Below are 25541 nucleotides of genomic sequence, written 5' to 3' on the forward strand. Positions count from 1 at the left end.
CCCGAGTGGCCCGCCGTCTCCTCGAAACCGCCCTGCGCCCCCGCGGGGCCGCCCGCGGCGCGCCCGGCGTGCCGCCACAGGTCGGCGAGCACGTCGCCCGGCCGCACCGCGACCGCCGTCCACCCCGCCTGCCGCAGCTGCCGCACGGTGCCCGCCCCCGCCTCGGCACCGGCGGCGGAGGGCGCGCCTCCGGTCCCCGCGGACCGCGCACGGGACCAGGCGTCCTGGTCCAGTACGAAGGCGACCGCCGCTCCCGACCGCGTGCGCAGGCCGCCGAGCAGCGCCGCCTGCTCGGCGTCGAGGACGCCGAGGAAGGCCACCAGCAGCCCCTCGCCGCCGCCGCGCAGCACCTCGTACGCCCCGGAGAGGCCCTCCTCGTCGGAGTGGTCGACCTCCGCCAGCATGTCCATCATCAGGCCCGCCGTCTCGGCCGCGCCGAACCCGGAGGCGGTGTGGCCGTCGGAGCCGTCTCCGGGGAGTGTCTCCCCGGTGTCCGTCAGCAGGCGGACCGCGTAGCCCCGCTCCAGCAGGTGCATCACGGCGGAGGCCGCGCCGGAGACCGCCCACTCGAACGGCGCGGTCGGCCCGCCGTCGTCGTCGTAGCCGGCAGCGCGGGTGTCCAGCAGGACGGTGCAGCGGGCCTGGTGGGACTGCTCCTCGCGGCGCACCATCAGCTCTCCGTACCGGGCCGTGGACCGCCAGTGCACCCGGCGCAGGTCGTCGCCGTACCGGTAGCCCCGCGGGATCACGTCGTCCTCGCCGGACTGGGCGAGCGAGCGCTGCCGCCCGTCGCCGTGGCCGGGGGCCGCGCCGGCGAGCCGCACCGGCGGCAGCGCCTCCGTGCGCGGCACGACGGTCAGCATGTCGTGGGCGGCGAACGAGCGGGTGAGCTCGCACATCCCGAAGGGGTCGCCCAGCCGCAGTTGCAGCGGTCCGAGCGGGTAGCGGCCCCGCAGGTCGGAGCGCACCCGGTACGACACCTCGCGTTTGCCGCCGGCCTCCACCCGGTCCAGCACGAACCGGGGCCGCGGCCCCAGCACGTACGGCACCTGGTCCTGGAGCATCAGCAGTCCGGTGGGGAGCCGGGAGACGTTGTCCATGCGCAGTTGCACCCGCGCCTCGGATCCCGCGGGCACCCGCTGCGGTGCCAGCCGCCGTGCCGCCGTGACCCGGTAGCGGGTGCGGTAGAGCACGGCCACGCACACCAGCGGCAGCACGGCCAGCAGCAGCCCGACCCGCAGGAGGTCCGTCTGCCCGAGCACGTAGGCGCAGACCGCCGCCGCCATGCCCGCGGCCAGGAAGGACCGGCCCCGGGTGGTCAGCCCGCCGAGGGCGCCCCGCAGCCCGCCCCTGACCGGGCCGTCCGGCCCGGCGGCGGGCGCCTCGGCCGTCATCACAGCCGCCGCAGGCCGGGGTGCCGCTGGCCGTAGTACGCGCCGACCGGCGGCTGCCCGCCCACCGCGGGCACCGGGGTGCGCTGCAGGATGTCCACCACGACCTGCTCCGCGGTGCGCCGGTTCATCTGCGCCTGCGCGGTGAGCAGCAGCCGGTGCGCGAGGACGGGCACGGCGAGCGCCTGGAGGTCGTCGGGCAGCGCGAACTCGCGGCCGCTCAGCATGGCGGACGCCTTCGCGGCGCGCAGCAGGTGGAGCGTGGCGCGGGGGGAGGCGCCCAGCCGCAGCTCGGGGTGGGCCCGGGTCGCCCCGACCAGGTCCACGGCGTACCGCTGGACCGCCTCCGCGACATGGACCCCGCGGACGGAGTCGATGAGCTTGAGGATGTCGTGGGCGTGCGCGACCGGCTGGAGGCCGTCGAGCGGGGACGCGGAGCCGTGCGACGCCAGCATCCGCAGCTCCGCGTCGGCGCTGGGGTAGCCCATCGAGACGCGCGCCATGAAGCGGTCCCGCTGCGCCTCGGGGAGCGGGTACGTGCCCTCCATCTCCACCGGGTTCTGCGTGGCGACCACCATGAACGGCTCGGGCAGCTCGTACGACCGGCCGTCCACCGTGACCTGGCGCTCCTCCAGCGACTCCAGCAGCGCGGACTGGGTCTTGGGGGAGGCGCGGTTGATCTCGTCGCCGATCACGATCTGCGAGAAGACCGCGCCCGGCTTGAACTCGAACTCGTGGCGCTGCTGGTCGTAGATCGAGACGCCGGTGACGTCGGACGGCAGCAGGTCGGGGGTGAACTGGATCCGGGTCACCGAGCAGTCCACGGACCGCGCCAGCGCCTTGGCCAGCATCGTCTTGCCGACCCCGGGCACGTCCTCGATGAGGAGGTGGCCCTCGGCCAGCAGCACGGTCAGCGCGAGCCGTACGACCTCGGGCTTGCCTTCGATCACCGCCTCCACCGACCGGCGGATCCGCTCCGCCGTGGCGGTCAGGTCCTCCCCGGCGCCCGGCTGCGTCCGTGCGGGGGCGCCCCCACCGTTCGCTCGGTCGTCATAGGTCGTCACCCGGCCCTCCTCGGCCCATCGTCGGGGGCCGTCGCGCGACGCACCGCGGCGGGGCCCAGCTCAGAAACACGGACACCGCCTCCGGACCGGAGACGGTTCGGAGGAGGTGTCACTCCCGCATTCTTGTTGCCGTTCAGCGCGGTGTCACTCGCCTGTGGACAACTGCGGGCGATATGTCGGCTGTCAGTCGTTTCCGTCCCGTGGCTCAGTCCTGCTGAGCCGTCTCCTACTCGCCGGACGGCGCCGGGTCGACCTCGCGGAGCAGGCCGGTGGTCACGTCGAAGACGAAGCCCCGCACATCGCTGGTGTGCTGGAGGAACGGCGACGTCCGCACACGCTGCATGGACTGCCGCACGTCCTGGTCCACGTCCCGGAAGGCCTCCACGGCCCAGGTCGGACGCTGCCCGACCTCCTGCTCCAGCTCGTCGCGGAAGCCCTCGGTGATCTTCTCCAGGCCGCACCCGGTGTGGTGCACGAGCACGATGCTGCGGGTGCCGAGGGCCCGCTGGCTGATGGTGAGCGAGCGGATCACGTCGTCGGTGACCACGCCGCCCGCATTGCGGATGGTGTGGCAGTCGCCCAGGTTGAGGCCGAGGGCGGCGTGCAGGTCGAGGCGTGCGTCCATGCAGGCCACCACGGCGACCTTGAGCACGGGCCGGGCGTCCATCCCCGGGTCGGTGAACTTGGCCGCGTAGCGGTGGTTGGCCTCGACGAGGCGGTCCGTGACCGTGTCGCCCGGACGTCCGGGGTGCGTCGAGTCGGTGGAGAGGTGCGCAGAAGTCGACATGGATACGACGTTAGTGGGCACCTGCCCGCCGGGCGCGCCGTGAGAGTGGGGCAAAGGACACCAAGGGCCCCGGATGTGACGTAACCCACACTCGACGGCAGTCCTGCCGGACGGGTGATCCGCCCGTTTCGTCCCCGCCGTCACGGGGCGCGGGCGACGCGCTGGCCGGTTGATTGACCGGGCCGGGCGGTCGACTAGAGTGGCGCGGAGTTCACGGGAGACCACGGGGATCATCGAGCGGTTCCGCCGGTGGCCGCGGTCCCCGCTCCGCGTGTGCGGGCGGTACGTACCAGCGCGGACCTGGCAGTACGTACGCCGCGCCGGACCTGAGAGGGCAGATGACAGGGCGCGATGGGGGTGCCGCCGGGTTGACCGGGGCGGACCTCCCCGAGGACGACGGCGGCGGCGGACGACCGGACGGGAGCGACCGGCACGTCCCCGTGATGCTGCGGGAGTGCCTGGACCTGCTCGCCCCCGCCCTGGAGCGGCCCGGCGCAGTCGTCGTCGACTGCACCCTCGGTCTCGGCGGCCACAGCGAGGCGCTGCTCACCCGCTTCCCCGAGGCCCGGCTCATCGCCCTCGACCGGGACACCGAGGCGCTGCGGCTCTCCGGCGAGCGCCTCGCCCGGTTCGGTGAGCGCGCCACCCTCGTCCACGCCGTGTACGACGAGCTCCCCGAGGTGCTCGACCGGCTCGGCGTCCCCCGCGTGCAGGGCGTCCTGTTCGACCTGGGCGTCTCCTCCATGCAACTCGACGAGGCGGACCGCGGCTTCGCGTACGCGCAGGACGCCCCCCTCGACATGCGCATGGACCAGACGACCGGCATCAGCGCAGCCGAGGTCCTCAACACCTACCCGCCCGGCGAACTCGTCCGCATCCTGCGCGCGTACGGCGAGGAGAAGCAGGCCAAGCGGATCGTGGCCGCCGTCGTACGGGAGCGTGAGAAGGAGCCGTTCAGCCGCAGCGCCCGCCTCGTCGAACTGATCCGCGACGCCCTGCCGCAGGCCGCCAAGCGCACCGGCGGCAACCCCGCCAAGCGCACCTTCCAGGCGCTGCGCATCGAGGTCAACGGAGAGCTGTCCGTCCTGGAGCGGGCGATCCCCGCCGCCGTCGCCGCCCTGGCCGTCGGCGGCCGCATCGCCGTCCTCTCGTACCACTCTCTGGAAGACCGCCTGGTCAAGCAGGTGTTCGCGGCGGGCGCCGAGAGCACCGCGCCGCCCGGCCTGCCCGTCGTCCCCGAGCAGTACCAGCCCCGGCTCAGGCTGCTGACCCGGGGTGCCCGGCTCCCCGGCGACGAGGAGGTCGCCCGCAACCGCCGCGCCGCGCCCGCGCGGCTGCGCGGCGCGGAACGGATCAGGGAGGACGTGTGACGAAGGCAGGACCCCTGAAGGGGCGGGCGGCCCGGCTGGCCGGTCTCCTCCCGTCCGGGCCGAGCACCGCCGCCCGCACCCCCTTCGTCCTGCTCGTCGTCCTCTTCCTCGGCGGCGGCCTCATCGGCCTGCTGCTGCTCAACACCTCCCTCAGCCAGGGCTCCTTCAAGCTGCTCGAACTGAAGAAGAAGACCACCGCGCTCACCGACGAGGAGCAGGCCCTCCAGCGGGACGTCGACGCGCGTTCCGCGCCCGACGCCCTGGAGCGCCGCGCCCGCGAACTCGGCATGGTCCCCGGCGGCGGCCCCGCCTTCCTGGAGCCCGACGGCACCGTACGCGGCCTGCCGAGTCCGGCCCCCACCCCCGCCCCGTCGCCGACGCCGGACCCTGCGGCGGACGGCACCGCGGACGCCGACCCGGCGCAGGTCCCGGATGCCGGGCCGTCCCCCGCAGGCGGCACCGCGCCCGCCCCGCAGCCCGCAGGTCCACCGCGGGTCCCGGGCGCCGACCCGGCCGCGGGCGGCGCGACGGCCGCCGACCCGGCCCCGGGCGCGCCTGCGTCCGAGGGATCCGAGCCGACGGAACCGGAAGCGCCGGACCCGCAGGCGGCCGAACCGCAGCCTGCCGAGCCTGAGCCGACGGAACCCCGGGCGGCGCGACCGCGAGCGGCGGAACCGGAAGCGACGACACCAGAACCGACGGCACCAGAACCGACGACCTCCGGCAGGTGACGCAGTGCCACCCCAGGAACCTCCGCGCCGCCGCGTCCCCGCCCCGCCGCCGACCGCGGCGGCCCCGCCCGGCGCACGGGAAACGCGGCCCGCGGCCACCGCGACGGCCGCGCAGGCGGCCGCGCGGGAGCCCCCGCCCCGCCGCCCGCCGCCCCCGCCCCTCACCGCCCCGGTCGCCCGCGCGCCCGGCCGAGGCGCTCAGGCTCGGCGACCACCGGCCGCGCCTGCGCCTCGTCAGCATCGGCCTGACCCTCGTCATGCTGGTCTTCACCGTCCGGCTGCTCCAGGTCCAGGCCGTCGACGCCGCCGCGTACTCCGCGAAGGCCGAGAAGAACCGCTACCTCAGCCACAAACTGGCCGCCGAGCGCGGCGTCATCGCCGACCGCTCCGGCGTCGCCCTCGCCACCAGCGTCGACGCCTACGACATCACCGCGGACCCCAAGATGTTCACCCCGGAGGAGGCCAAGGTCCCGGACGCCCCCGAGCAGGCCGCCGCCCTCCTCGCCCCCATCCTCGGCAAGGAGCCCGCCGACCTCGTCCGCACCCTCAAGGCGCCGCCCTCGCCGCGCTACGCCGTACTCGCCCGCAAGCAGACGCCCCAGGTCTGGAACCAGATCAAGGACCTCAAGAACCTCTTCGCCAAGAAGGCCCGCGAGGACCGGGCAGCGGGCGGCCCCGGCACCAGCGTCCTCGCCGGCGTCCTCAGCGAGAAGAGCAGCAAGCGCGTCTACCCGAACGGCACCCTCGCCGCCGGGATACTGGGCTGGGTCAACGCCGAGGGCCGCGGCGCCGGCGGCCTGGAGTCCATGCTCGACGAAGAGCTCGCCGGCCGCGACGGCGAGATCACGTACGCCCACTCGGGCGGCCGCCGCGTCCCCACCGCCGACGCCCGCGAGACGCCCGCCGTACCGGGCTCCGACATCGAGCTCACCATCGACCGGGACATCCAGTGGGCCGCCCAGAAGGCCATCAGCGAGCAGGTCGCCGCCTCCCGCGCCGACCGCGGCTACGTCATCGTGCAGGACACCAGGACCGGAGAGGTCCTCGCCATGGCCAACGCACCCGGCTTCGACCCCAACGACCTGTCCCAGGCCAACGCCGCCGCCATGGGCAACGCCGCCCTCCAGGACGCCTACGAACCCGGCTCCACCTCCAAGGTCATGTCGATGGCCGCCGTCCTGGAGGAGGGCGTCGCCACCCCGTCCACGCACGTGGTCGTCCCCAACCGGCTGCACCGCGGCGACCGGCTCTTCAAGGACGACATCGACCACCCCACCTGGTACCTCACCCTCAACGGCGTCCTCGCCAAGTCGTCCAACATCGGCACCATCCTCGCCACCGGGCAGCTCGGCAGGAACCAGGCGGAGGCCAACCGGGTCCTCGACTCGTACCTCCGCAAGTTCGGCATCGGCAGCCCCACCGGCCTCGGCTACCCCGGCGAGACCCCCGGCATCCTCGCCCCGCCGCAGAAGTGGAACACCTCGCAGCAGTACACGATCCCCTTCGGCCAGGGCCTGTCCGTCAACGCCATGCAGGCCGCCTCGGTCTACTCGACCATCGCCAACGGCGGCGTACGCGTCGAACCCACGCTCGTGCGCGGCACCCGCGGGCCCGACGGCCGCTTCACCCCCGCCCCGGCCCCCGACAGCAAACGCGTCGTCAGCGAGAAGACCGCCACCACCCTGGCCGCGATGCTGGAGTCCGTCGTCGACGACGAGGAGGGCACCGGGACCCGGGCCGCCATCCCCGGCTACCGCGTCGCGGGCAAGACCGGCACCGCCAACCGCGTCGACCCCGAACTCGGCCGCTACAAGGGCTACACCGCCTCCTTCGCCGGGTTCGCCCCCGCCGACGACCCGCGCGTCACCGTCTACTGCGCCATCCAGAACCCCACCAAGGGCGACTACTTCGGCGGCCGGATCTGCGGCCCCATCTTCAAGAAGGTCATGGAGTTCGCCCTGAAGACGCTGCACGTCGCACCGACCGGAAAACAGCCCCCGCGCATGCCGGTCACCTTCACCCCAGGAACCTGACCGAGCGGAGCTGCCAGTGACGACGATCACGCCAGGCCCCGGGAACCGGCCCGGAGCCGGGCCCGACCCGGCCGCCTCATTTAGCCCGATGACGGGTGCGCCCGGTACGCTCACCGCCGTGCCACACCCCGATCAGCCCCGAAACACCGACCAGGACGCCCCCGCGAAGCAGCAGGGAGCGCCCCGCCCGGCCCAGGTACGCCCCACGCCCCTCGGCGTTCTGGCGGCCCGGCTGGACGCCCCCGCCCCGCGCGCGCCGCAGCCGCCCCAGGAGGACGAGGCCCAGGTCACCGGCATCACCCACGACTCACGGGCGGTCCGCCCCGGCGACATCTACGCCGCGCTGCCCGGCGCCCGCCTGCACGGCGCGGACTTCGCCGCCCAGGCCGCCGGCCTCGGCGCCGTCGCCGTGCTCACCGATCCGACGGGCGCCGACCGCGCCGCCGCCACCGGACTGCCGGTCCTCGTCGTCGACGACCCGCGCGGCCGTATGGGCGAACTCGCCGCCGACATCTACGGCCGCCCCGGACACGACCTTCTCCAGATCGGCATCACCGGCACCTCCGGCAAGACGACCACCGCCTACCTGGTGGAAGGCGGCCTCAAGGGCGCGGGCCGGAAGACGGGCCTCATCGGCACCGTGGAGACCCGCATCGGCGACGAGAGCATCAAGTCCGAGCGGACCACCCCCGAGGCCACCGACCTCCAGGCGCTGTTCGCGGTCATGCGGGAACGCGGCACCGAGGCCGTCGCCATGGAGGTCTCCAGCCACGCCCTCGTGCTCGGCCGGGTCGACGGCTGCGTCTTCGACGTCGCCGTCTTCACCAACCTCAGCCCGGAGCACATGGAGTTCCACTCCGACATGGAGGACTACTTCCAGGCGAAGGCGCAGCTGTTCACCGCGCGCCGCTCCCGCCAGGGCGTCGTCAACTTCGACGACGCCTACGGCAGGAGGCTGGTGAAGGAGGCGGAGATCCCCGTCGTGACCTTCTCCGCCGAAGGCCACCCGGACGCCGACTGGCGCGCCGAGGACGTCGAGATCGGCCCCCTCGGCTCCACCTTCACCATCGTCGGCCCCAAGGACGAGCGCGTCAGCGCCAAGGCCCCGCTGGCCGGCCCGTTCAACGTCGCCAACACCCTCGCCGCCGTGGTCACGCTGGCCCTGGCCGGGATCGACCCGCAGGAGGCCGCCGACGGCATCGCCGTCGTGCCCGGCGTGCCGGGCCGCCTGGAGCGGGTCGACGCGGGGCAGCCGTACCTCGCCGTGGTCGACTACGCCCACAAGACCGACGCCGTCGAGTCCGTCCTGCGGTCCCTGCGCAAGGTCACCGAGGGCCGGCTGCACATCGTGCTCGGCTGCGGCGGCGACCGCGACACCACCAAGCGCGGCCCCATGGGCGCCGCCGCCGCACGCCTCGCCGACACCGCCATTCTGACCTCCGACAACCCCCGCTCCGAGGACCCCCTCGCGATCCTCGCCACCATGCTCGCCGGTGCCGCCGAGGTGCCGATCCACGAGCGCGGCGACGTCGCCGTGTTCGAGGACCGCGCCGCCGCCATCGCCGCCGCCGTCGCCCGCGCCCAGCCGGGCGACACCGTGCTCGTCGCGGGCAAGGGCCACGAGCAGGGCCAGGACATCGCGGGCGTGGTCCGGCCCTTCGACGACCGCCGGGTCCTGCGGGAAGCCATCCAGAACAGTCAGGGATGAAGAAGTGATCGCCCTCTCCCTCACCGAGATCGCCGAAATCGTCGGCGGGCAGCCACACGACATACCGGATCCGGCCGTCCAGGTCACCGGCTCCGTCGTCTACGACTCCCGCCAGGTCGAACCCGGCAGCCTCTTCGCCGCATTCGCCGGCGAGCACGTCGACGGGCACGACTACGCGCAGCGGGCGGTCGACGCCGGCGCGGTGGCCGTCCTCGCCACCCGCCCCGTCGGCGTGCCGGCGCTCATCGTGCCCGACGTCACCGCCGCCCTCGGCGCGCTCGCCCGGGCCGTCGTCGAGCGGCTCGGCACCGTCGTCGTCGCCCTCACCGGCTCGGCGGGCAAGACCAGCACCAAGGACCTCATCGCGCAGCTCCTGCAGCGCGTGGGCCCCACCGTCTGGCCGGCCGGCAACCTCAACAACGAGATCGGACTGCCGGTGACCGCCCTGCGCGCCACCGGGGACACCCGGCACCTCGTCCTGGAGATGGGCGCCCGAGGGGTCGGCCACATCCGCTACCTCACCGAGCTCACCCCGCCCCGCATCGGGCTCGTCCTCAACGTCGGCAGCGCCCACATCGGCGAGTTCGGCGGCCGCGACAAGATCGCCCAGGCCAAGGGCGAACTCGTCGAGGCACTTCCCGCCGCCGAGGAGGGCGGCGTGGCGGTCCTCAACGCCGACGACCCGCTCGTGAAGGCCATGGTGTCCCGCACCCGGGCCCGCGTGGTCTACTTCGGAGAGTCGACCGAAGCGGTCGTACGTGCCGAAAACGTCCGGCTCACGGAGACCGGGCAGCCCTCGTTCCGCCTTCACACACCCTCCGGGTGCAGTGACGTGACCCTGCGCCTGTACGGTGAGCACCACGTGTCGAACGCGCTCGCCGCGGCCGCCGTCGCCCATGAGCTGGGCATGCCCGTGCACGAGATCGCCGCCGCGCTCTCCGAGGCGGGCTCCCTCTCCCGCTGGCGCATGGAGGTCACCGAGCGTCCGGACGGTGTGACGATCGTCAACGACGCCTACAACGCGAACCCGGAGTCCATGCGGGCCGCCCTGCGCGCACTGGCCGCCATGGGCGAGGCCGCACGGGACAGGGGGGGCCGTACGTGGGCGGTGCTCGGCCTGATGGCCGAGCTCGGCGACGAGGCGCTAGCCGAGCACGACGCGGTCGGACGGCTCGCCGTCCGGCTCAACGTCAGCAAGCTCGTCGCAGTCGGGGGCAGGGAAGCGTCCTGGCTGCAACTGGGCGCATATAACGAGGGTTCGTGGGGTGAGGAGTCGGTGCACGTGTCCGACGCGCAGGCGGCGGTCGACCTGTTGCGCAGGGAACTGCGGCCAGGAGACGTCGTGCTGGTGAAGGCATCCAGGTCGGTCGGGCTCGAGCGGGTCGCCGAGGCGCTGCTCGGGAACACCACCGAGGGCGAGGTCACCGGCCGATGAGGCAGATCCTCTTCGCGGGAGCCATCGGGCTCTTCCTGACCCTGATCGGCACGCCCCTGCTGATCAAGCTCCTGGCCCGCAAGGGATACGGGCAGTTCATCCGCGACGACGGCCCCCGTACGCATGGCAGCAAGAAGGGCACGCCCACCATGGGCGGCATCTCCTTCATCCTGGCCACCCTCATCGCGTACGCCCTCGCCAAGGTCATCACCGGTGAGAACCCGACGTACTCGGGCCTGCTGGTGCTGTTCCTGATGGCGGGCATGGGCCTCGTCGGCTTCCTCGACGACTACATCAAGATCGTCAAGCAGCGGTCGCTGGGCCTGCGCGCCAAGGCGAAGATGGCGGGCCAGCTGATCGTCGGCATCGCCTTCGCCGTCCTGGCCCTCCAGTTCTCCGACAAGCAGGGGCTGACGCCGGCCTCCACCAAGCTGTCGTTCATCACCGACTTCGGCTGGTCCATCGGCCCGGTGCTGTTCGTCGTGTGGGCGCTCTTCATGATCCTCGCCATGTCCAACGGCGTGAACCTCACCGACGGTCTCGACGGCCTCGCGACCGGCGCCTCCGTGATGGTCTTCGGCGCGTACACCTTCATCGGCCTCTGGCAGTTCCAGGAGTCCTGCCTCAACGCCGAGACGCTGACCAACCCGAACGCCTGCTTCGAGGTCCGCGACCCGCTGGACCTGGCCGTCGTCGCCGCCGCGCTCATGGGCGCCTGCTTCGGCTTCCTCTGGTGGAACACCTCACCGGCCAAGATCTTCATGGGCGACACCGGCTCGCTCGCCCTCGGCGGCGCCCTCGCCGGTCTCGCCATCACCTCCCGCACCGAGCTGCTGCTCGCCATCCTCGGCGGCCTCTTCGTCCTGATCACCCTGTCCGTGGTCATCCAGGTCGGCTCCTTCCGCCTCACCGGCAAGCGGGTCTTCCGGATGGCACCGCTCCAGCACCACTTCGAGCTGAAGGGCTGGTCCGAGGTCCTCGTCGTGGTCCGGTTCTGGATCATCCAGGGCATGTGCGTCATCGTGGGCCTGGGGCTCTTCTACGCGGGATGGGCAGCCGGCAAGTGAGCGACGACAGCAGCAGGACCGAGGACTGGCCGGGCCGGCGGGTCACCGTCGCGGGCCTCGGCGTGAGCGGCGTCCCCGCCGCCCGCGTCCTGCACGGACTGGGCGCGCACGTCACCGTCGTCAACGACGGCGACGACGAGCGCGCCCGCGCGCAGGCCGCCGAGCTGACGGCCGAGGGGATCGCCGTCCGCCTCGGCGACGGGGACACCCTGCCCGAGGGCACCGAACTCGTCGTGACCGCGCCCGGCTGGCGCCCCGACAAGCCGCTGTTCGCCGCCGCCGAAGCGGCCGGCGTCCCCGTGTGGGGCGATGTCGAGCTCGCATGGCGGCTGCGCGGCCACGGCGGCCGCACCCCCGCCCCCTGGCTCGCGGTCACCGGCACCAACGGCAAGACGACGACCGTCCGCATGCTCGCCTCCATCCTGGAGGCCGCGGGGCTGCGCACCGCCGCCGTCGGCAACATCGGCGTCTCCCTGCTGGACGCCGTCCTCGGCGACGAGGAGTACGACGTCCTCGCCGTCGAGCTGTCCAGCTACCAGCTGCACTGGGCGCCCTCCCTGCGCGCCCACTCGGCCGCCGTCCTCAACCTGGCGCCCGACCACCTCGACTGGCACGGTTCCATGGAGGCGTACGCCGCCGACAAGGGCCGCGTGTACGAGGGCAACACGGTCGCCTGCGTCTACAACGCCGCCGACAAGGCCACCGAGGACCTGGTCCGCGAGGCCGACGTCGAGGAGGGCTGCCGCGCCATCGGCTTCACCCTCGGCACCCCGGGCCCGTCCCAGCTCGGTGTCGTCGACGACCTCCTGGTGGACCGGGCGTTCGTGCCGAACCGTCAGAAGCAGGCCCAGGAGCTCGCCCAGGTCTCCGACGTGCAACCGCCGGCCCCGCACAACATCGCCAACGCCCTCGCCGCCGCCGCCCTCGCCCGCGCCTTCGGCGTGGAGCCCGGCGCCGTGCGGGACGGGCTGCGCGCGTTCCGCCCGGAGCCGCACCGCATCGCGTTCGTGGAGGAGGTCGCCGGGGTCTCGTACGTGAACGACTCCAAGGCCACCAACACGCACGCCGCGGAGGCCTCGCTGGCCGCCTACGACCCGATCGTCTGGATCGCGGGCGGCCTCGCCAAGGGCGCCACCTTCGACGAACTGGTCCGGAAGTCGGCGGCCCGGCTGCGCGGCGTCGTCCTCATGGGCGCCGACCGCGCGCTGATCCGCGAGGCCCTCGCGCGACACGCCCCCGAAGTGCCGGTCGTGGACCTCGACCGGACCGACACTGGGGCGATGCCCGCGGCGGTCCGGGAGGCGGCGGCGCTCGCCCGGCCGGGCGACACGGTGCTCCTCGCCCCGGCCTGCGCCTCGATGGACATGTTCGTCAACTACACCAAGCGGGGCGAGGCGTTCGCGGACGCCGTGCGCACCCTGGCCGCCGAGCGCGACGCCTGACCAGCCGCAGGGTCCGGCGCCGCCGGACACGACTGGAGGGGACAGCGACCATGCCGCCCGAGCCGACCGCCGCCGCGCCCGACGGGGCCCGGGCGGCCCCGGACCCCACGGCCCCTCGTCCCGCCGCCGCGGTGGCCCGGCCGACCGGCGGGCCGCGGGCTGCCGCCCAGGCGCCCGCCTCGTCCCGCCGCGGGCCGGCCCCCGGCCTCCCGGCCGGCTCCCCGCCGCCCTGTCCCGCGGGCACCGGTGCGCCGGCCGCACCGACCGGTGCCGCTGCCCCGCAGGGCGAGGCCCGGCCCGCGGTCCTCGCGGCCGCCGCACGGCTGCGTGCGGGCGCGCGGGCGGCGGCGGCCCGGCTCCTGCCGCGCCCGGCCGGGGGGTTCGCCCTCGCCGGGGCGCCCGGCCCGTGGGCGGCGCCCAACCCGTCCGGACTCGCCCTGCGCACCCGTACCGCCGCCCCGCGCAAGGCGCCCGCCCAGCGCGGCGGCGGGGCCGCGGGGGCTCCCGGCCCCCGCGCGGCCGGCAGCTGCGGCGGCTGTACGAGCGGGCGCGGCGGGCCTGGGACCGCCCGCTCACCGCGTACTACGTGATCCTGGGCGCGAGCATGCTGATCACCGTGCTCGGGCTCGTCATGGTCTACTCCGCGTCGATCATCAAGGCGCTGGCCCTGGACCTGCCCGCCACGTACTTCTTCCGCAAGCAGTTCCTGGCCGCCGCCATCGGCGCCGTCCTGCTGCTGGCCGCCTCGCGGATGCCGGTGAGGCTGCACAGGGCCCTCGCGTATCCGCTCCTCATGGGCACCGTCTTCCTGATGGTGCTGGTGCAGATCCCCGGGATAGGGCACGAGGTCAACGGCAACCAGAACTGGATCCACCTGGGCGGGCCCTTCCAGTTGCAGCCCAGTGAGTTCGGCAAGCTGGCGCTCGTCCTGTGGGGCGCCGACCTGCTGGCCCGCAAGCGGGAGAGGCGGCTGCTCGGCCAGTGGAAGCACCTGCTGGTGCCGCTGGTGCCGGTGGCCTTCCTGCTCCTCGGGCTGATCATGCTCGGCGGGGACATGGGCACGGCGATCATCCTCACCGCGATCCTGTTCGGGCTGCTGTGGCTCGTCGGCGCCCCGCCCCGGCTGTTCGTGAGCGTCCTCGCCGTCGCCGCGGCCATCGGGGTGATGCTGATCCGCACCAGCGCCAACCGCATGGCGCGGATCGGCTGCCTCGGCGCCACCGACCCCGGGCCGGGGGACCTGTGCTGGCAGGCGGTGCACGGCATCTATGCTCTGGCGTCCGGCGGATGGTTCGGTTCCGGGCTCGGGGCGAGTGTGGAAAAATGGGGCCAACTCCCCGAACCGCACACCGACTTCATCTTCGCCATCACCGGGGAGGAACTGGGACTGGCGGGGACGCTGTCGGTGCTCGCCCTGTTCGCGGCTCTAGGCTATGCGGGTATTCGCGTGGCCGGACGCACGGAGGACCCCTTCGTGAGGTACGCCGCGGGAGGCGTGACCACCTGGATCACGGCCCAGGCCGTGGTCAACATCGGTGCGGTGCTCGGCCTGCTGCCGATCGCCGGTGTCCCGCTCCCGCTGTTCTCCTACGGGGGTTCCGCCCTGCTGCCGACCATGTTCGCCGTCGGGCTGCTCATCGCCTTCGCGCGAAACGAGCCCGCGGCGAAAGCGGCCCTGGCCGTGCGTCAGCCCCGGTCGGGCGGGAGGACCGGGGTGAGTTGGATGTCGATGCGACGGCGCGTCAAGAAGCGCCCGTCCGGAGAGCGGTGAATTTCGGTGCATGTCGTACTCGCCGGCGGGGGGACCGCCGGCCACATCGAGCCCGCGCTCGCCCTCGCGGATGCCCTGCGCAGGCAGGACCCTTCCGTGGGGATCACGGCCCTCGGCACGGAGCGCGGGCTGGAGACCCGGCTCGTGCCCGAACGGGGCTACGAGCTGGCGCTCATCCCGGCCGTGCCGCTGCCCCGCAAACCCACCCCCGAGCTGATCACCGTGCCCGGGCGGCTGCGCGGCACGATCAAGGCGGCGGAGCAGGTCCTGGAGCGCACGAAGGCGGACTGCGTGGTCGGCTTCGGCGGCTACGTGGCGCTGCCCGGCTACCTGGCCGCCAAGCGGCTCGGTGTGCCCATCGTCGTGCACGAGGCCAACGCCCGACCCGGCCTGGCCAACAAGATCGGCTCCCGGTACGCGGCGGCCGTCGGTGTCGCCACCCCCGACAGCAAGCTCCGCAACGCCCGCTACATCGGCATCCCGCTGCGCCACACGATCGCCACCCTGGACCGCGCCCGGATGCGGCCCGAGGCCCGCGCCGCCTTCGGGCTCGACCCGAACCTCCCGACGCTGCTGGTCTCCGGCGGCTCGCAGGGCGCCCGCCGGCTCAACGAGGTGATCCAGCAGGCGGCGCCGGCGCTGCAGCGCTCCGGTATCCAGATCCTGCACGCCGTCGGCCCGAAGAACGAGCTGCCCCACGTCGAGAACATGCCGGGAATGCCCCCCTATGTCCCGGTATCGTATGTGGACCGGATGGACCTCGCGTACGCCGCGGCCGACATGATGCTCTGCCGCGCGGGCGCGATGACCGTCGCCGAACTCTCCGCCGTCGGGCTCCCCGCCGCGTACGTGCCGCTGCCCATCGGCAACGGCGAGCAGCGGCTCAACGCCCAGCCGGTGGTCAAGGCCGGCGGCGGCATGCTGGTGGACGACGCCGAGCTCACCCCCGAGTGGGTCCAGGGCAATGTCCTCCCGGTCCTCGCCGACCCGCACCGGCTGTACGAGATGTCCCGCGCCGCCGCCGAGTTCGGCCGCCGGGACGCCGACCAGCTGCTGGTCGGCATGGTCTACGAGGCGATCGCCGCCCACCGGGCCTGACCGCCCGGACGCGACAGCACGCCGCCCGGCGTGAGAAGGCAGGGAGCATGGCCGGACCGGCGACCACCGAACGCGGCGCCCAGGGGCCGTCCGCGGGAGCGTCGCCGGGCCGGCCCCCGGGGCCGCGCAGCCCCAGGGCGGGCCCGCGCGCCGGCTGCCGCGCCTCCGGTTGATCTTGTCGGCCCTCGGCGCCCTGGTCCTCCTCGGCGGCGCCCTGTGGGCCCTGTACGGCTCCTCGTGGCTGCGGGCCGACCAGGTCACCGTGTCCGGCACGCGCGTCCTGACCCCCCGCCAGGTCGAGGACGCGGCCCGCGTCCCGCTGGGCGCGCCGCTCGCCTCCGTCGACACCGCCGCCGTCGAGGGGCGGCTGCTGCGGGCGCTGCCCCGCATCGACTCGGTGGACGTCGTCCGCTCCTGGCCGGACGGAATCGGTCTCAAAGTGACCGAACGCACCCCTGTCCTGGTGCTCGAACAAGGCGGGAAGTACGTCGAAACGGACGCCAAGGCCGTCCGTTTCGCCACGTCCGCTACCGCCCCGCGCGACATCCCCGTCCTCCGACTCGACACCTCCGGCGCCCCCGGCCTGCGCCGCTTCGGTGAGGACCGGCTCGTCCGCGAGGCGGTCGGCGTGGTGACCGGACTGCCCGGGAACGTGGCCCGAGAGGTGGTCTCCGTCCGCGTCCGCTCGTACGACTCGGTCACCCTGGAGATGACCGGTGGCCGGACGGTGTTCTGGGGGAGCGGCGAGTACGGCGTGGCGAAGGCCCGTGCGCTCCTCGCACTGATGAAGGCGGCGCCCGGAGCGGTCCGCTTCGACGTCAGCGCCCCGAGCGCCCCCGCCGCGTCGCGGAGTTGACGCACATCTGCGCTGACCAGCACCCTGGTTGGTCAGCAACCCGGGTGATCACATAGGGTGAAAAGAAAAACGGGAGGTTCGGCGTGTTCGTTGAACGTGCGCCGCTTGTCGACTTAGTGTCCTGTTCGGGAGAGTCCAGGGAGCAGGAACACTGGTAACCCTAAACTTCAACGTTAGGGTTTGGGTCGGCGATTGGGACCGTCCCATCGGCATCCGTCGTCGCGGCGCGCCAGGCAGCGCGAAGCGGCGGCCCGTTAATCGAGGCGAGAGGCCTTCGACGTGGCAGCACCGCAGAACTACCTCGCAGTCATCAAGGTCATCGGTGTCGGCGGCGGTGGTGTCAATGCCATCAACCGAATGATCGAGGTCGGTCTCAAGGGCGTCGAGTTCATCGCCATCAACACGGACGCGCAGGCGCTGTTGATGAGCGACGCCGACGTCAAGCTCGACGTCGGCCGCGAACTCACCCGGGGACTCGGCGCCGGCGCCAACCCGGACGTCGGCCGCAAGGCCGCCGAGGACCACGCCGAGGAGATCGAGGAGGTCCTCAAGGGGGCCGACATGGTCTTCGTGACGGCGGGCGAGGGCGGCGGCACCGGCACCGGCGGCGCCCCCGTGGTCGCCCGCATCGCCCGCTCGCTGGGCGCCCTCACCATCGGCGTGGTCACCCGCCCCTTCACCTTCGAGGGCCGGCGCCGGGCCAACCAGGCCGAGGACGGCATCGCCGCGCTGCGCGAAGAGGTCGACACCCTCATCGTCATCCCCAACGACCGGCTGCTGTCCATCTCGGACCGCCAGGTCAGCGTGCTCGACGCCTTCAAGTCGGCCGACCAGGTGCTGCTCTCCGGCGTCCAGGGCATCACCGACCTCATCACCACCCCCGGCCTGATCAACCTCGACTTCGCCGACGTCAAGTCGGTCATGTCCGAAGCAGGTTCGGCCCTCATGGGCATCGGCTCCGCGCGCGGCGACGACCGCGCCGTGGCCGCCGCCGAGATGGCGATCTCCTCGCCGCTGCTCGAGGCGTCCATCGACGGCGCCCGTGGCGTGCTGCTCTCCATCTCCGGCGGTTCCGACCTCGGCCTCTTCGAGATCAACGAGGCCGCACAGCTGGTCAGCGAGGCCGCCCACCCCGAGGCGAACATCATCTTCGGCGCCGTCATCGACGACGCCCTCGGCGACGAGGTGCGGGTCACCGTCATCGCGGCCGGGTTCGACGGCGGCCAGCCCCCCGCCCGGCGCGACACCATCCTGGGCGCGTCGGCCGGCGGCAAGCGCGAGGAGCCGGCGGCCCCGGCGCCGTCCCGCCCCGCCGAGGCCGCCCGCCCGGTGAACGGCGGTCTGGGCACCGTGCCCGTACGCGAGGAGCCCCCGGCCGCCCCGGCCGAGCCCGCTCCCGCCGTCGCGGAGACCCAGCTGCCGCCGATCGCCCCGACCTCCATCCCCACGACCCGCCCGTACCAGGACAGCCAGGCCGAAGAGCTGGACGTCCCGGACTTCCTGAAGTGACACCGGAGTGATAGGGCAGCACGACTCCGCGGACGGCGCGCACTTCGCCTTCACCGACCGGTGGGGCGGGGTGAGCGCCGTTCCGTACGAGGAGCTCAACCTCGGCGGCGCGGTGGGGGACGACCCGGCCGCCGTACGCGAGAACCGGAACCTCGCGGCCAGGGCGCTGGGGGTCGATCCCGCGCACGTCGTGTGGATGCGCCAGGTCCACGGCCGTGCGGTGCACGTGGTCGACGGCCCCTGGCCGGCGGAAGCGGAAGTTCCGGAAGGGGACGCGGTGGTCACCGCCCGACGCGGGCTTCCGCTCGCCGTCCTCACCGCCGACTGCGTTCCCGTCCTGCTCGCCGACCCGGTCGCCGGTGTCGTCGCGGCCGCCCACGCGGGCCGCCCCGGCATGGTCGCCGGGGTGGTCCCGGCGACCGTGGAGGCGATGGTCTCCCTGGGCGCCGAGCCGGCCCGGATCACCGCCAGGACCGGACCCGCCGTCTGCGGGCGCTGCTACGAGGTGCCCGCGGCCATGCGGGACGAGGTCGCCGCCGTCGAGCCGGCCGCCCGGGCGGAGACCGGCTGGGGCACCCCGGCCGTCGACGTCGTCGCCGGGGTCCACGCCCAGCTGGAGCGGCTCGGGGTGCGGGACCGTCGCGCCTCCGCGGTCTGCACCCGGGAGTCAGCCGACCACTTCTCGTACCGCCGCGACCGCACGACCGGGCGGCTCGCGGGTTACGTCTGGCTGGACGCCTCCCAGCCGGAAGGACCGGAAGGAGGCGACGGGTGACGGACCGCAAGGCGGAACTCGCCGAGAACCTGGCGCGGGTGGAGGAACGTATCGCTGCCGCCTGCGCCGCCGCCGGGCGCAGGCGGGAGGACGTGACCCTCATCGTGGTCACCAAGACCTACCCCGCCGACGACGTCCGGCTCCTGCACGAGCTGGGCGTGCGCCACGTCGCGGAGAACAAGGACCAGGACGCCCGCCCGAAGGCGGCTGCCTGTGCCGACCTCGATCTGACCTGGCACTTCGTCGGTCAACTCCAGACGAACAAGGCCAAGTCGGTCGCTGGATATGCCCAGGTTGTGCAGTCCGTAGACCGGTTGAGGCTGGTTTCCGCCCTGTCCGCGGCGGCGGTGCGGAACGGCCGGGAGCTCGACTGCCTTGTGCAGGTGGCCCTTGACGCGGAGTCGGGCGAGCGCGGGGACCGGGGCGGGCTCGCTCCGGAGGGCCTCGGCGAGGTGGCGGACGCGGTGGAAGCGGCCGAGGGGCTGCGGCTGCGCGGCCTGATGACGGTGGCGCCGCTGGCCGGTCCGTACGCGGGACGGCAACGCGCCGCGTTCGACCGGCTGATGGAATTGTCATCCCGCCTGCGCGCGGCACATCCGGCTGCGAACATGGTGTCAGCAGGGATGAGCGCGGACCTTGAGGACGCCGTCGCGGCCGGGGCGACACATGTGCGCATCGGCACGGCGGTACTCGGAGTCCGTCCCCGGCTCGGGTAACGTCGCGAAGCAAGTCGGACCACAGTAGAAAATATGGTCATTTCCGCCAATAGGCGGACAGGCCACGTGGATCGCAGGCGCGACGTGACGTTGCCGATCCACCACAGAGCGGAGGACTCAGAGAATGGCCGGCGCGATGCGCAAGATGGCGGTCTACCTCGGCCTCGTGGAGGACGATGGGTACGACGGCCGGGGCTTCGACCCCGATGACGACTTCGAACCCGAGCTCGAGCCGGAGCCGGAGCGCGACCGGCGACGTCACCAGCCCCCGCATCAGGTGGAGCGCGAGGAGCCGGTCCACACCCCGGTGGCGCAGCCGCCGGCCCAGCGCGAGCCTGTCGCGCTCCCCGCGGACAGTGGCCGACCCGCACGGATCGCCCCCGTGGCGTCCATCACACCTGAACGCCCCAGTCTGGAGAAGAGCGCACCGGTGATCATGCCCAAGGTCGTGTCCGAGCGGGAGCCCTACCGCATCACCACGCTGCACCCGAGGACCTACAACGAGGCCCGTACCATCGGGGAACACTTCCGCGAGGGCACCCCGGTGATCATGAACCTCACGGAGATGGACGACACGGACGCGAAGCGACTTGTCGACTTTGCCGCCGGACTGGTCTTCGGGCTCCATGGCAGCATTGAGCGAGTGACGCAGAAGGTGTTCCTGTTGTCGCCTGCTAACGTCGACGTTACGGCGGAGGACAAGGCCCGCATCGCAGAGGGCGGATTCTTCAACCAGAGCTGAGACCAGAGCACGGACACGAGACCGGAACGGCCCGGCCGGCAGGCCGGTGAGACGAGAGCCAGGGGAGAGGGAAGCACGGCATGGGCGTCGTACTGCAGGTGATCTACATCGCCTTGGCCTGCTTCATGGTCGTGCTGATCTTCCGGCTGGTCATGGATTACGTCTTCCAGTTCGCCCGATCCTGGCAACCTGGCAAGGCGATGGTGGTCGTTCTGGAGGCCACCTACACTGTCACCGATCCACCACTGAAGCTTCTGCGGCGGTTCATCCCACCGCTGCGTCTCGGGAGCGTGGCACTCGACCTGTCCTTCTTCGTTCTGATGATCATCGTGTACATCCTGCTGAACATCGTGGGTAGCCTCGCGATGGGGGTGTGAGCGATAACGGTCCTGCCGACTGCCGACGACTACGTAGAGGTGAAGAAGAGATGCCGCTGACCCCCGAGGACGTGCGGAACAAGCAGTTCACGACCGTCCGCCTCCGAGAAGGCTATGACGAGGACGAGGTCGATGCCTTCCTCGACGAGGTCGAGGCCGAGCTGACGCGCCTGCTCCGCGAGAACGAGGATCTGCGCGCCAAGCTGGCGGCCGCGACGCGCGCCGCCGCGCAGAACCAGCAGCAGGCCATGCGCAAACCACCGGAGCAGCAGGAGCGACCCGCCGGCCCCGGGGGTCCTGGCGGCCCCGGCGGTCCGGGAGCTCCGGTGCCCGCCGGGATATCCGGTCCGCCGGTCCAGCAGCAGCCGCAGATGGGCCCGCCCCAGCTGCCGGGCGGTGCGCCGCAGCTGCCGGCCGGTCCCGGTCACGGTGGCCCGCAGGGCCCCGGCCCCATGCAGGGCGGTCCCATGGGCGGCCCGATGGGTGGTCCGATGGGCGGCCCCATGGGTGGTCCCGGCATGCCGCAGCAGGGCCCGGGCGGTGACAGCGCCGCGCGTGTCCTGTCGCTGGCCCAGCAGACCGCCGACCAGGCGATCGCCGAGGCCCGCGCCGAGGCCAACAAGATCGTCGGTGAGGCCCGTTCGCGTGCCGAGGGCCTGGAGCGGGACGCCCGCGCCAAGGCCGACGCGCTGGAGCGGGACGCGCAGGAGAAGCACCGCGTCGCGATGGGCTCCCTGGAGTCCGCCCGCGCCACGCTGGAGCGCAAGGTCGAGGACCTGCGCGGCTTCGAGCGCGAGTACCGCACGCGTCTGAAGTCGTACCTGGAGAGCCAGCTGCGTCAGCTGGAGAGCCAGGGCGACGAGTCGCTGGCGCCGCCGCGCACCCCGTCCGCGGCCCCGTCGCTGCCGCCGTCCCCGTCGATGGCGTCGGCCGGTGCGAGCGGCCCCTCGTACGGTGGCAACCAGACCATGGGCGGCGCGCCCGGGATGGGCGGTGGCCCGTCCTACGGCGGCCAGCAGCAGATGTCGCCGGCCATGACGCAGCCGATGGCTCCGGTGCGGCCGCAGGCGCCGCAGCCGATGCAGCAGGCGCCGTCCCCGATGCGGGGCTTCCTCATCGACGAGGACGACAACTGACGTAGCCGCCGTCGGCAGTCGGCAGCAGGGCCGGGGCCCGCACACCATCGGTGTGCGGGCCCCGGCCCTTTGCCTGTCCGTGCGCTCGCGGTCCGGTTGCCGACCGGCAGTGGCTCGCGTGAGGCCCGGCCCGCCCGATGCACACCGGCGTGGTGTGGCCACAGGAACGGCGGGCGCGTGCGGCGGAGCCCGAGGCGCGAGGAACCGGGGCTGTCGAAAGCGCGGACGGCAGCAGTACGGGTGCGTGCCCCTTGACCACGCAGAGCGGATCGCGCAGAGCCCCGGCCCGCCGAGGGCGGCGCCGGGGCTCCGGAGCGGGGGCGGGGGAGGGGAGCCCCGCCGGGGTCAGGCCTTGCGGAGGCGGAAGGTGAGGGACAGCGACTCGTCGGTGAACGGCTCGCCGTACGTCCCGTCGGCCTCGCCGCGCGCGAAGTCCGTCGCCAGCACCTCCTCCGCGATGAGCGCCGCGTGCTCGCCGAGCGCGGAGGCGACGTCGCCGTCCGCGGACTCCCAGCGCAGCGCGATCCGGTCCGCCACGTCGAGGCCGCTGTTCTTGCGGGCCTCCTGGATCAGCCGGATCGCGTCGCGGGCGAGGCCCGCACGCCGCAGCTCCGGCGTGATCTCCAGGTCGAGCGCGACCGTCGCTCCGGCGTCGGACGCCACCGACCAGCCCTCACGCGGGGTCTCGGTGATGATCACCTCGTCGGGCGCGAGGGCGACCGTCTCGCCGTCGACCTCGATGGTGGCCTCGCCGTCCCGCAGTGCCCGCGACAGCGCTGCCGCGTCCGCCGCCGCGATGGCCTTGGCGATGTCCTGGACCCGCTTGCCGAACCGCTTGCCCAGCGCCCGGAAGTTGGCCTTCGCCGTCGTGTCGACCAGCGAGCCGCCGTCCGCCGCGCCGGCGGAGTCGGCCAGCGACGCCAGCGACGAGACGTTCAGCTCGTCGGTGATCTGGGCGCGCAGCTCGGGGGAGAGCGCCTCGAACCCGGCCGCGGCCACCAGGGCCCGCGACAGCGGCTGACGGGTCTTCACCCCGGACTCCGCGCGCGTGGCGCGGCCCAGCTCCACCAGCCGGCGCACCAGCGCCATCTGCTGCGACAGCTCCGGGTCGATCGCCGACAGGTCGGCTTCGGGCCAGGTCGACAGGTGCACCGACTCCGGCGCGTCCGGGGTCACCGGGACGACCAGGTCCTGCCAGACCCGCTCGGTGATGAACGGGACCAGCGGGGCCAGCAGCCGCGTGATCGTCTCGACCACGTCGTGCAGGGTGCGCAGCGCGGCCGGGTCGCCCTGCCAGAACCGGCGGCGCGAGCGGCGCACGTACCAGTTCGACAGGTCGTCGACGAACGCCGACAGCAGCTTGCCGGCCCGCTGCGTGTCGTACGCCTCCAGGGCCTGCGTGACCTGGTCCGTCAGCGCGTGCAGCTCGCTGAGCAGCCAGCGGTCCAGCACGGGCCGCTCGGCCGGCGCCGGGTCGGCGTCGGACGGGGCCCAGCCCGCCGTGCGGGCGTACAGGGCCTGGAAGGCGACCGTGTTCCAGTACGTGAGGAGCGTCTTGCGGACGACCTCCTGGATGGTGCCGTGGCCTACCCGGCGGGCCGCCCACGGGGAGCCGCCGGCCGCCATGAACCAGCGCACGGCGTCCGCGCCGTGCTGGTCCATGAGCGGGATCGGCTGGAGGATGTTGCCCAGGTGCTTGGACATCTTCCGGCCGTCCTCGGCCAGGATGTGCCCCAGGCAGACCACGTTCTCGTACGGCGACTTGTCGAAAACGAGTGTGCCGATGGCCATCAGCGTGTAGAACCAGCCGCGGGTCTGGTCGATGGCCTCCGAGATGAACTGCGCGGGGAAGCGCTTCTCGAAGAGGTCCTTGTTCTTGTACGGGTAGCCCCACTGCGCGAACGGCATCGAACCGGCGTCGTACCAGCAGTCGATCACCTCGGGCACCCGCGTGGCGGTGGTGCCGCACTCCGGGCAGTCGAAGGTGACCTCGTCGATGAACGGGCGGTGCGGGTCGAAGTCCGACAGGTCGCGGCCCGCGAGCCCGCCCAGCTCGGCGCGGGAGCCCACGACGGTCAGGTGGTCCTGCTCGCAGCGCCACACCGGCAGCGGGGTGCCCCAGTAGCGGTTGCGGGACAGCGCCCAGTCGATGTTGTTGTTCAGCCAGTCGCCGAAGCGGCCGTCCTTGACGGAGCTCGGGTACCAGTTGGTGGCCTGGTTCTCCGCCAGCAGGCGGTCCTTGACCGCGGTCGTGCGGATGTACCAGGAGGGCTGCGCGTAGTAGAGCAGCGCCGTGTGGCAGCGCCAGCAGTGCGGGTAGCTGTGCTCGTACGCGATGTGCTTGAACAGCAGGCCGCGTGCCTCCAGGTCGGCCGTCAGCGCTTCGTCGGCCTTCTTGAAGAACTGGCCGCCGACCAGGCCGACGGACTCCTCGAAGGTGCCGTCCGCGCGGACCGGGTTCACCACCGGCAGCCCGTAGGCGCGGCAGACCTTGAGGTCGTCCTCACCGAAGGCGGGCGCCTGGTGGACGAGGCCCGTGCCGTCCTCGGTGGTGACGTACTCGGCGTTGACCACGAAGTGGGACCGCTCGGGGGCGGACTCGCCGCCGCCCTCGCCCGGGGCGGGGAAGTCGACCAGCTCGAACGGGCGCTGGTACTCCCAGCGCTCCATCTCCGCGCCGGTGAAGGTCTGCCCGGTGGACTCCCAGCCCTCTCCGAGGGCCTTGGCGAGCAGCGGCTCGGCGACGACCAGCTTCTCCTCGCCGTCGGTGGCGACGACGTACGTGACCTCGGGGTGCGCAGCCACGGCGGTGTTGGACACCAGGGTCCAGGGGGTCGTCGTCCAGACGACGAGGGACGCTTCGCCGGCCAGCGGGCCGGAGGTGAGCGGGAAGCGGACGTACACGGACGGGTCGACGACCGTCTCGTAGCCCTGGGCCAGCTCGTGGTCGGACAGGCCGGTGCCGCAGCGCGGGCACCAGGGTGCCACCCGGTGGTCCTGGACGAGGAGGCCCTTGTCGAAGATCTCCTTCAGGGACCACCACACCGAGTCGATGTACTCGGGGTTCAGCGTCCAGTACGCCTCGTCCAGGTCGACCCAGTAGCCCATGCGGGTCGTGAGCTCCGCGAAGGCGTCGGTGTGGCGGGAGACGGAGGCACGGCACTGCTCGTTGAACTCGGCGATGCCGAAGGCCTCGATGTCCTTCTTGCCGGAGAAGCCCAGCTGCTTCTCGACGGCGAGCTCCACCGGCAGGCCGTGGCAGTCCCAGCCCGCCTTGCGGGCCACGTGGTAGCCGCGCATCGTGCGGAAGCGCGGGAACACGTCCTTGAAGACGCGGGCCTCGATGTGGTGGGCGCCGGGCATGCCGTTGGCCGTCGGCGGGCCCTCGTAGAACACCCACTCCGGGCGGCCCTCGGACTGCTCCAGGCTCTTGGCGAAGATCTTCTGCTCGCGCCAGAAGTCGAGCACGGCGTGCTCAAGGGCGGGCAGGTCGACCTGTGCGGGTACCTGACGGTACTGCGACATCGAATCCT

At 73.1% G+C, this 25541-nt stretch carries 17 protein-coding genes and 3 pseudogenes; 16 read left to right on the forward strand and 4 right to left on the reverse strand.

The window, feature by feature from the left end:
- Positions 1-26 precede the first annotated feature (26 nt).
- The 3 genes and pseudogenes from L6E17_RS13235 to L6E17_RS13245 all read right to left on the reverse strand — a co-directional run.
- Positions 27-1394: pseudogene (locus L6E17_RS13235) on the reverse strand (DUF58 domain-containing protein); the annotation flags it as partial.
- Positions 1394-2455, reverse strand: coding sequence for an AAA family ATPase (locus tag L6E17_RS13240; RefSeq protein ID WP_374109049.1), 1062 nt, complete (start codon positions 2453-2455; stop codon positions 1394-1396). The pseudogene L6E17_RS13235 and the gene L6E17_RS13240, both read right to left, overlap by 1 nt.
- Before the next feature lie 226 nt (positions 2456-2681).
- Positions 2682-3242, reverse strand: a complete 561-nt coding sequence (locus L6E17_RS13245) for a carbonic anhydrase (RefSeq protein ID WP_236240977.1) — start codon at positions 3240-3242, stop codon at positions 2682-2684.
- Between the two features lie 368 nt (positions 3243-3610).
- On the opposite strand from L6E17_RS13245, the gene rsmH reads away from it, so the two are divergent.
- The 16 genes and pseudogenes from rsmH (at position 3611) to L6E17_RS13325 (ending at position 22008) form a co-directional block, all read left to right on the forward strand.
- Complete coding sequence (rsmH, locus tag L6E17_RS13250; protein WP_268985161.1) at positions 3611-4612, forward strand: 16S rRNA (cytosine(1402)-N(4))-methyltransferase RsmH; 1002 nt, start codon at positions 3611-3613, stop codon at positions 4610-4612.
- Positions 4609-5343, forward strand: a complete 735-nt coding sequence (locus L6E17_RS13255; RefSeq protein ID WP_236240978.1) for a septum formation initiator family protein — start codon at positions 4609-4611, stop codon at positions 5341-5343. The genes rsmH and L6E17_RS13255 overlap by 4 nt, the downstream gene beginning before the upstream one ends.
- 4 nt (positions 5344-5347) lie before the next feature.
- Positions 5348-7376: pseudogene (locus L6E17_RS13260) on the forward strand (peptidoglycan D,D-transpeptidase FtsI family protein).
- Between the two features lie 16 nt (positions 7377-7392).
- Entirely contained in the window at positions 7393-9084 is a 1692-nt protein-coding gene (locus L6E17_RS13265) for a UDP-N-acetylmuramoyl-L-alanyl-D-glutamate--2,6-diaminopimelate ligase (protein WP_236240980.1), read from the forward strand.
- Between the two features lie 4 nt (positions 9085-9088).
- Entirely contained in the window at positions 9089-10519 is a 1431-nt protein-coding gene (murF, locus tag L6E17_RS13270) for a UDP-N-acetylmuramoyl-tripeptide--D-alanyl-D-alanine ligase (RefSeq protein ID WP_236240981.1), read from the forward strand.
- Positions 10516-11586, forward strand: a complete 1071-nt coding sequence (mraY, locus tag L6E17_RS13275) for a phospho-N-acetylmuramoyl-pentapeptide-transferase (protein WP_236240982.1) — start codon at positions 10516-10518, stop codon at positions 11584-11586. The genes murF and mraY overlap by 4 nt, the downstream gene beginning before the upstream one ends.
- The gene (gene murD / locus L6E17_RS13280; protein ID WP_236240983.1) at positions 11568-13028 is read left to right on the forward strand and encodes a UDP-N-acetylmuramoyl-L-alanine--D-glutamate ligase; all 1461 of its coding nucleotides are present in this window, start codon (positions 11568-11570) and stop codon (positions 13026-13028) included. The genes mraY and murD overlap by 19 nt, the downstream gene beginning before the upstream one ends.
- A 406-nt stretch (positions 13029-13434) precedes the next feature.
- Positions 13435-14799, forward strand: coding sequence for a putative lipid II flippase FtsW (ftsW, locus tag L6E17_RS13285; protein WP_236240984.1), 1365 nt, complete (start codon positions 13435-13437; stop codon positions 14797-14799).
- 6 nt (positions 14800-14805) lie between these two features.
- Positions 14806-15897 (forward strand): undecaprenyldiphospho-muramoylpentapeptide beta-N-acetylglucosaminyltransferase, encoded by a 1092-nt coding sequence (gene murG / locus L6E17_RS13290; protein WP_236240985.1) that lies wholly within the window; start codon positions 14806-14808, stop codon positions 15895-15897.
- Positions 15898-15944: 47 nt separating this feature from the next.
- A pseudogene (locus L6E17_RS13295) lies at positions 15945-16753 on the forward strand (cell division protein FtsQ/DivIB).
- A 279-nt stretch (positions 16754-17032) separates the two neighbouring features.
- Positions 17033-18262 carry a cell division protein FtsZ gene (gene ftsZ, locus L6E17_RS13300; protein ID WP_236240986.1) on the forward strand — a complete coding sequence of 410 codons (1230 nt, stop codon included), beginning with the start codon at positions 17033-17035 and terminating at the stop codon, positions 18260-18262.
- Between the two features lie 7 nt (positions 18263-18269).
- Entirely contained in the window at positions 18270-19037 is a 768-nt protein-coding gene (gene pgeF, locus L6E17_RS13305; RefSeq protein WP_236240987.1) for a peptidoglycan editing factor PgeF, read from the forward strand.
- Positions 19034-19753, forward strand: a complete 720-nt coding sequence (locus L6E17_RS13310; RefSeq protein WP_236240988.1) for a YggS family pyridoxal phosphate-dependent enzyme — start codon at positions 19034-19036, stop codon at positions 19751-19753. The genes pgeF and L6E17_RS13310 overlap by 4 nt, the downstream gene beginning before the upstream one ends.
- Before the next feature lie 124 nt (positions 19754-19877).
- Positions 19878-20495, forward strand: coding sequence for a cell division protein SepF (locus L6E17_RS13315; protein WP_236240989.1), 618 nt, complete (start codon positions 19878-19880; stop codon positions 20493-20495).
- 80 nt (positions 20496-20575) lie between these two features.
- The gene (locus L6E17_RS13320) at positions 20576-20872 is read left to right on the forward strand and encodes a YggT family protein (protein ID WP_071265473.1); all 297 of its coding nucleotides are present in this window, start codon (positions 20576-20578) and stop codon (positions 20870-20872) included.
- Positions 20873-20922: 50 nt separating this feature from the next.
- Positions 20923-22008 (forward strand): DivIVA domain-containing protein, encoded by a 1086-nt coding sequence (locus L6E17_RS13325; protein WP_236240990.1) that lies wholly within the window; start codon positions 20923-20925, stop codon positions 22006-22008.
- A 345-nt stretch (positions 22009-22353) separates the two neighbouring features.
- On the opposite strand, the gene ileS is transcribed toward L6E17_RS13325, so the two are convergent.
- Positions 22354-25533: an isoleucine--tRNA ligase gene (gene ileS / locus L6E17_RS13330; protein ID WP_236240991.1), complete on the reverse strand. Its 3180-nt coding sequence runs from the start codon at positions 25531-25533 to the stop codon at positions 22354-22356.
- Between the last annotated feature and the right edge of the window lie 8 nt (positions 25534-25541).

It is taken from the genome of Streptomyces sp. CC228A (assembly GCF_021390935.1).
Taxonomy (GTDB): domain Bacteria; phylum Actinomycetota; class Actinomycetes; order Streptomycetales; family Streptomycetaceae; genus Streptomyces.

Excerpts from the sequence above, each read along its gene's own strand:
- L6E17_RS13245 (WP_236240977.1), bottom strand. The coding sequence starts at position 3,242 with ATGTCGACTTCTGCGCACCTCTCCACCGACTCGACGCACCCCGGACGT.
- mraY (WP_236240982.1), top strand. The coding sequence starts at position 10,516 with ATGAGGCAGATCCTCTTCGCGGGAGCCATCGGGCTCTTCCTGACCCTG.
- murD (WP_236240983.1), top strand. The coding sequence starts at position 11,568 with ATGGGCAGCCGGCAAGTGAGCGACGACAGCAGCAGGACCGAGGACTGG.
- L6E17_RS13315 (WP_236240989.1), top strand. The coding sequence starts at position 19,878 with ATGGCCGGCGCGATGCGCAAGATGGCGGTCTACCTCGGCCTCGTGGAG.
- L6E17_RS13320 (WP_071265473.1), top strand. The coding sequence starts at position 20,576 with ATGGGCGTCGTACTGCAGGTGATCTACATCGCCTTGGCCTGCTTCATG.
- L6E17_RS13325 (WP_236240990.1), top strand. The coding sequence starts at position 20,923 with ATGCCGCTGACCCCCGAGGACGTGCGGAACAAGCAGTTCACGACCGTC.
- ileS (WP_236240991.1), bottom strand. The coding sequence starts at position 25,533 with ATGTCGCAGTACCGTCAGGTACCCGCACAGGTCGACCTGCCCGCCCTT.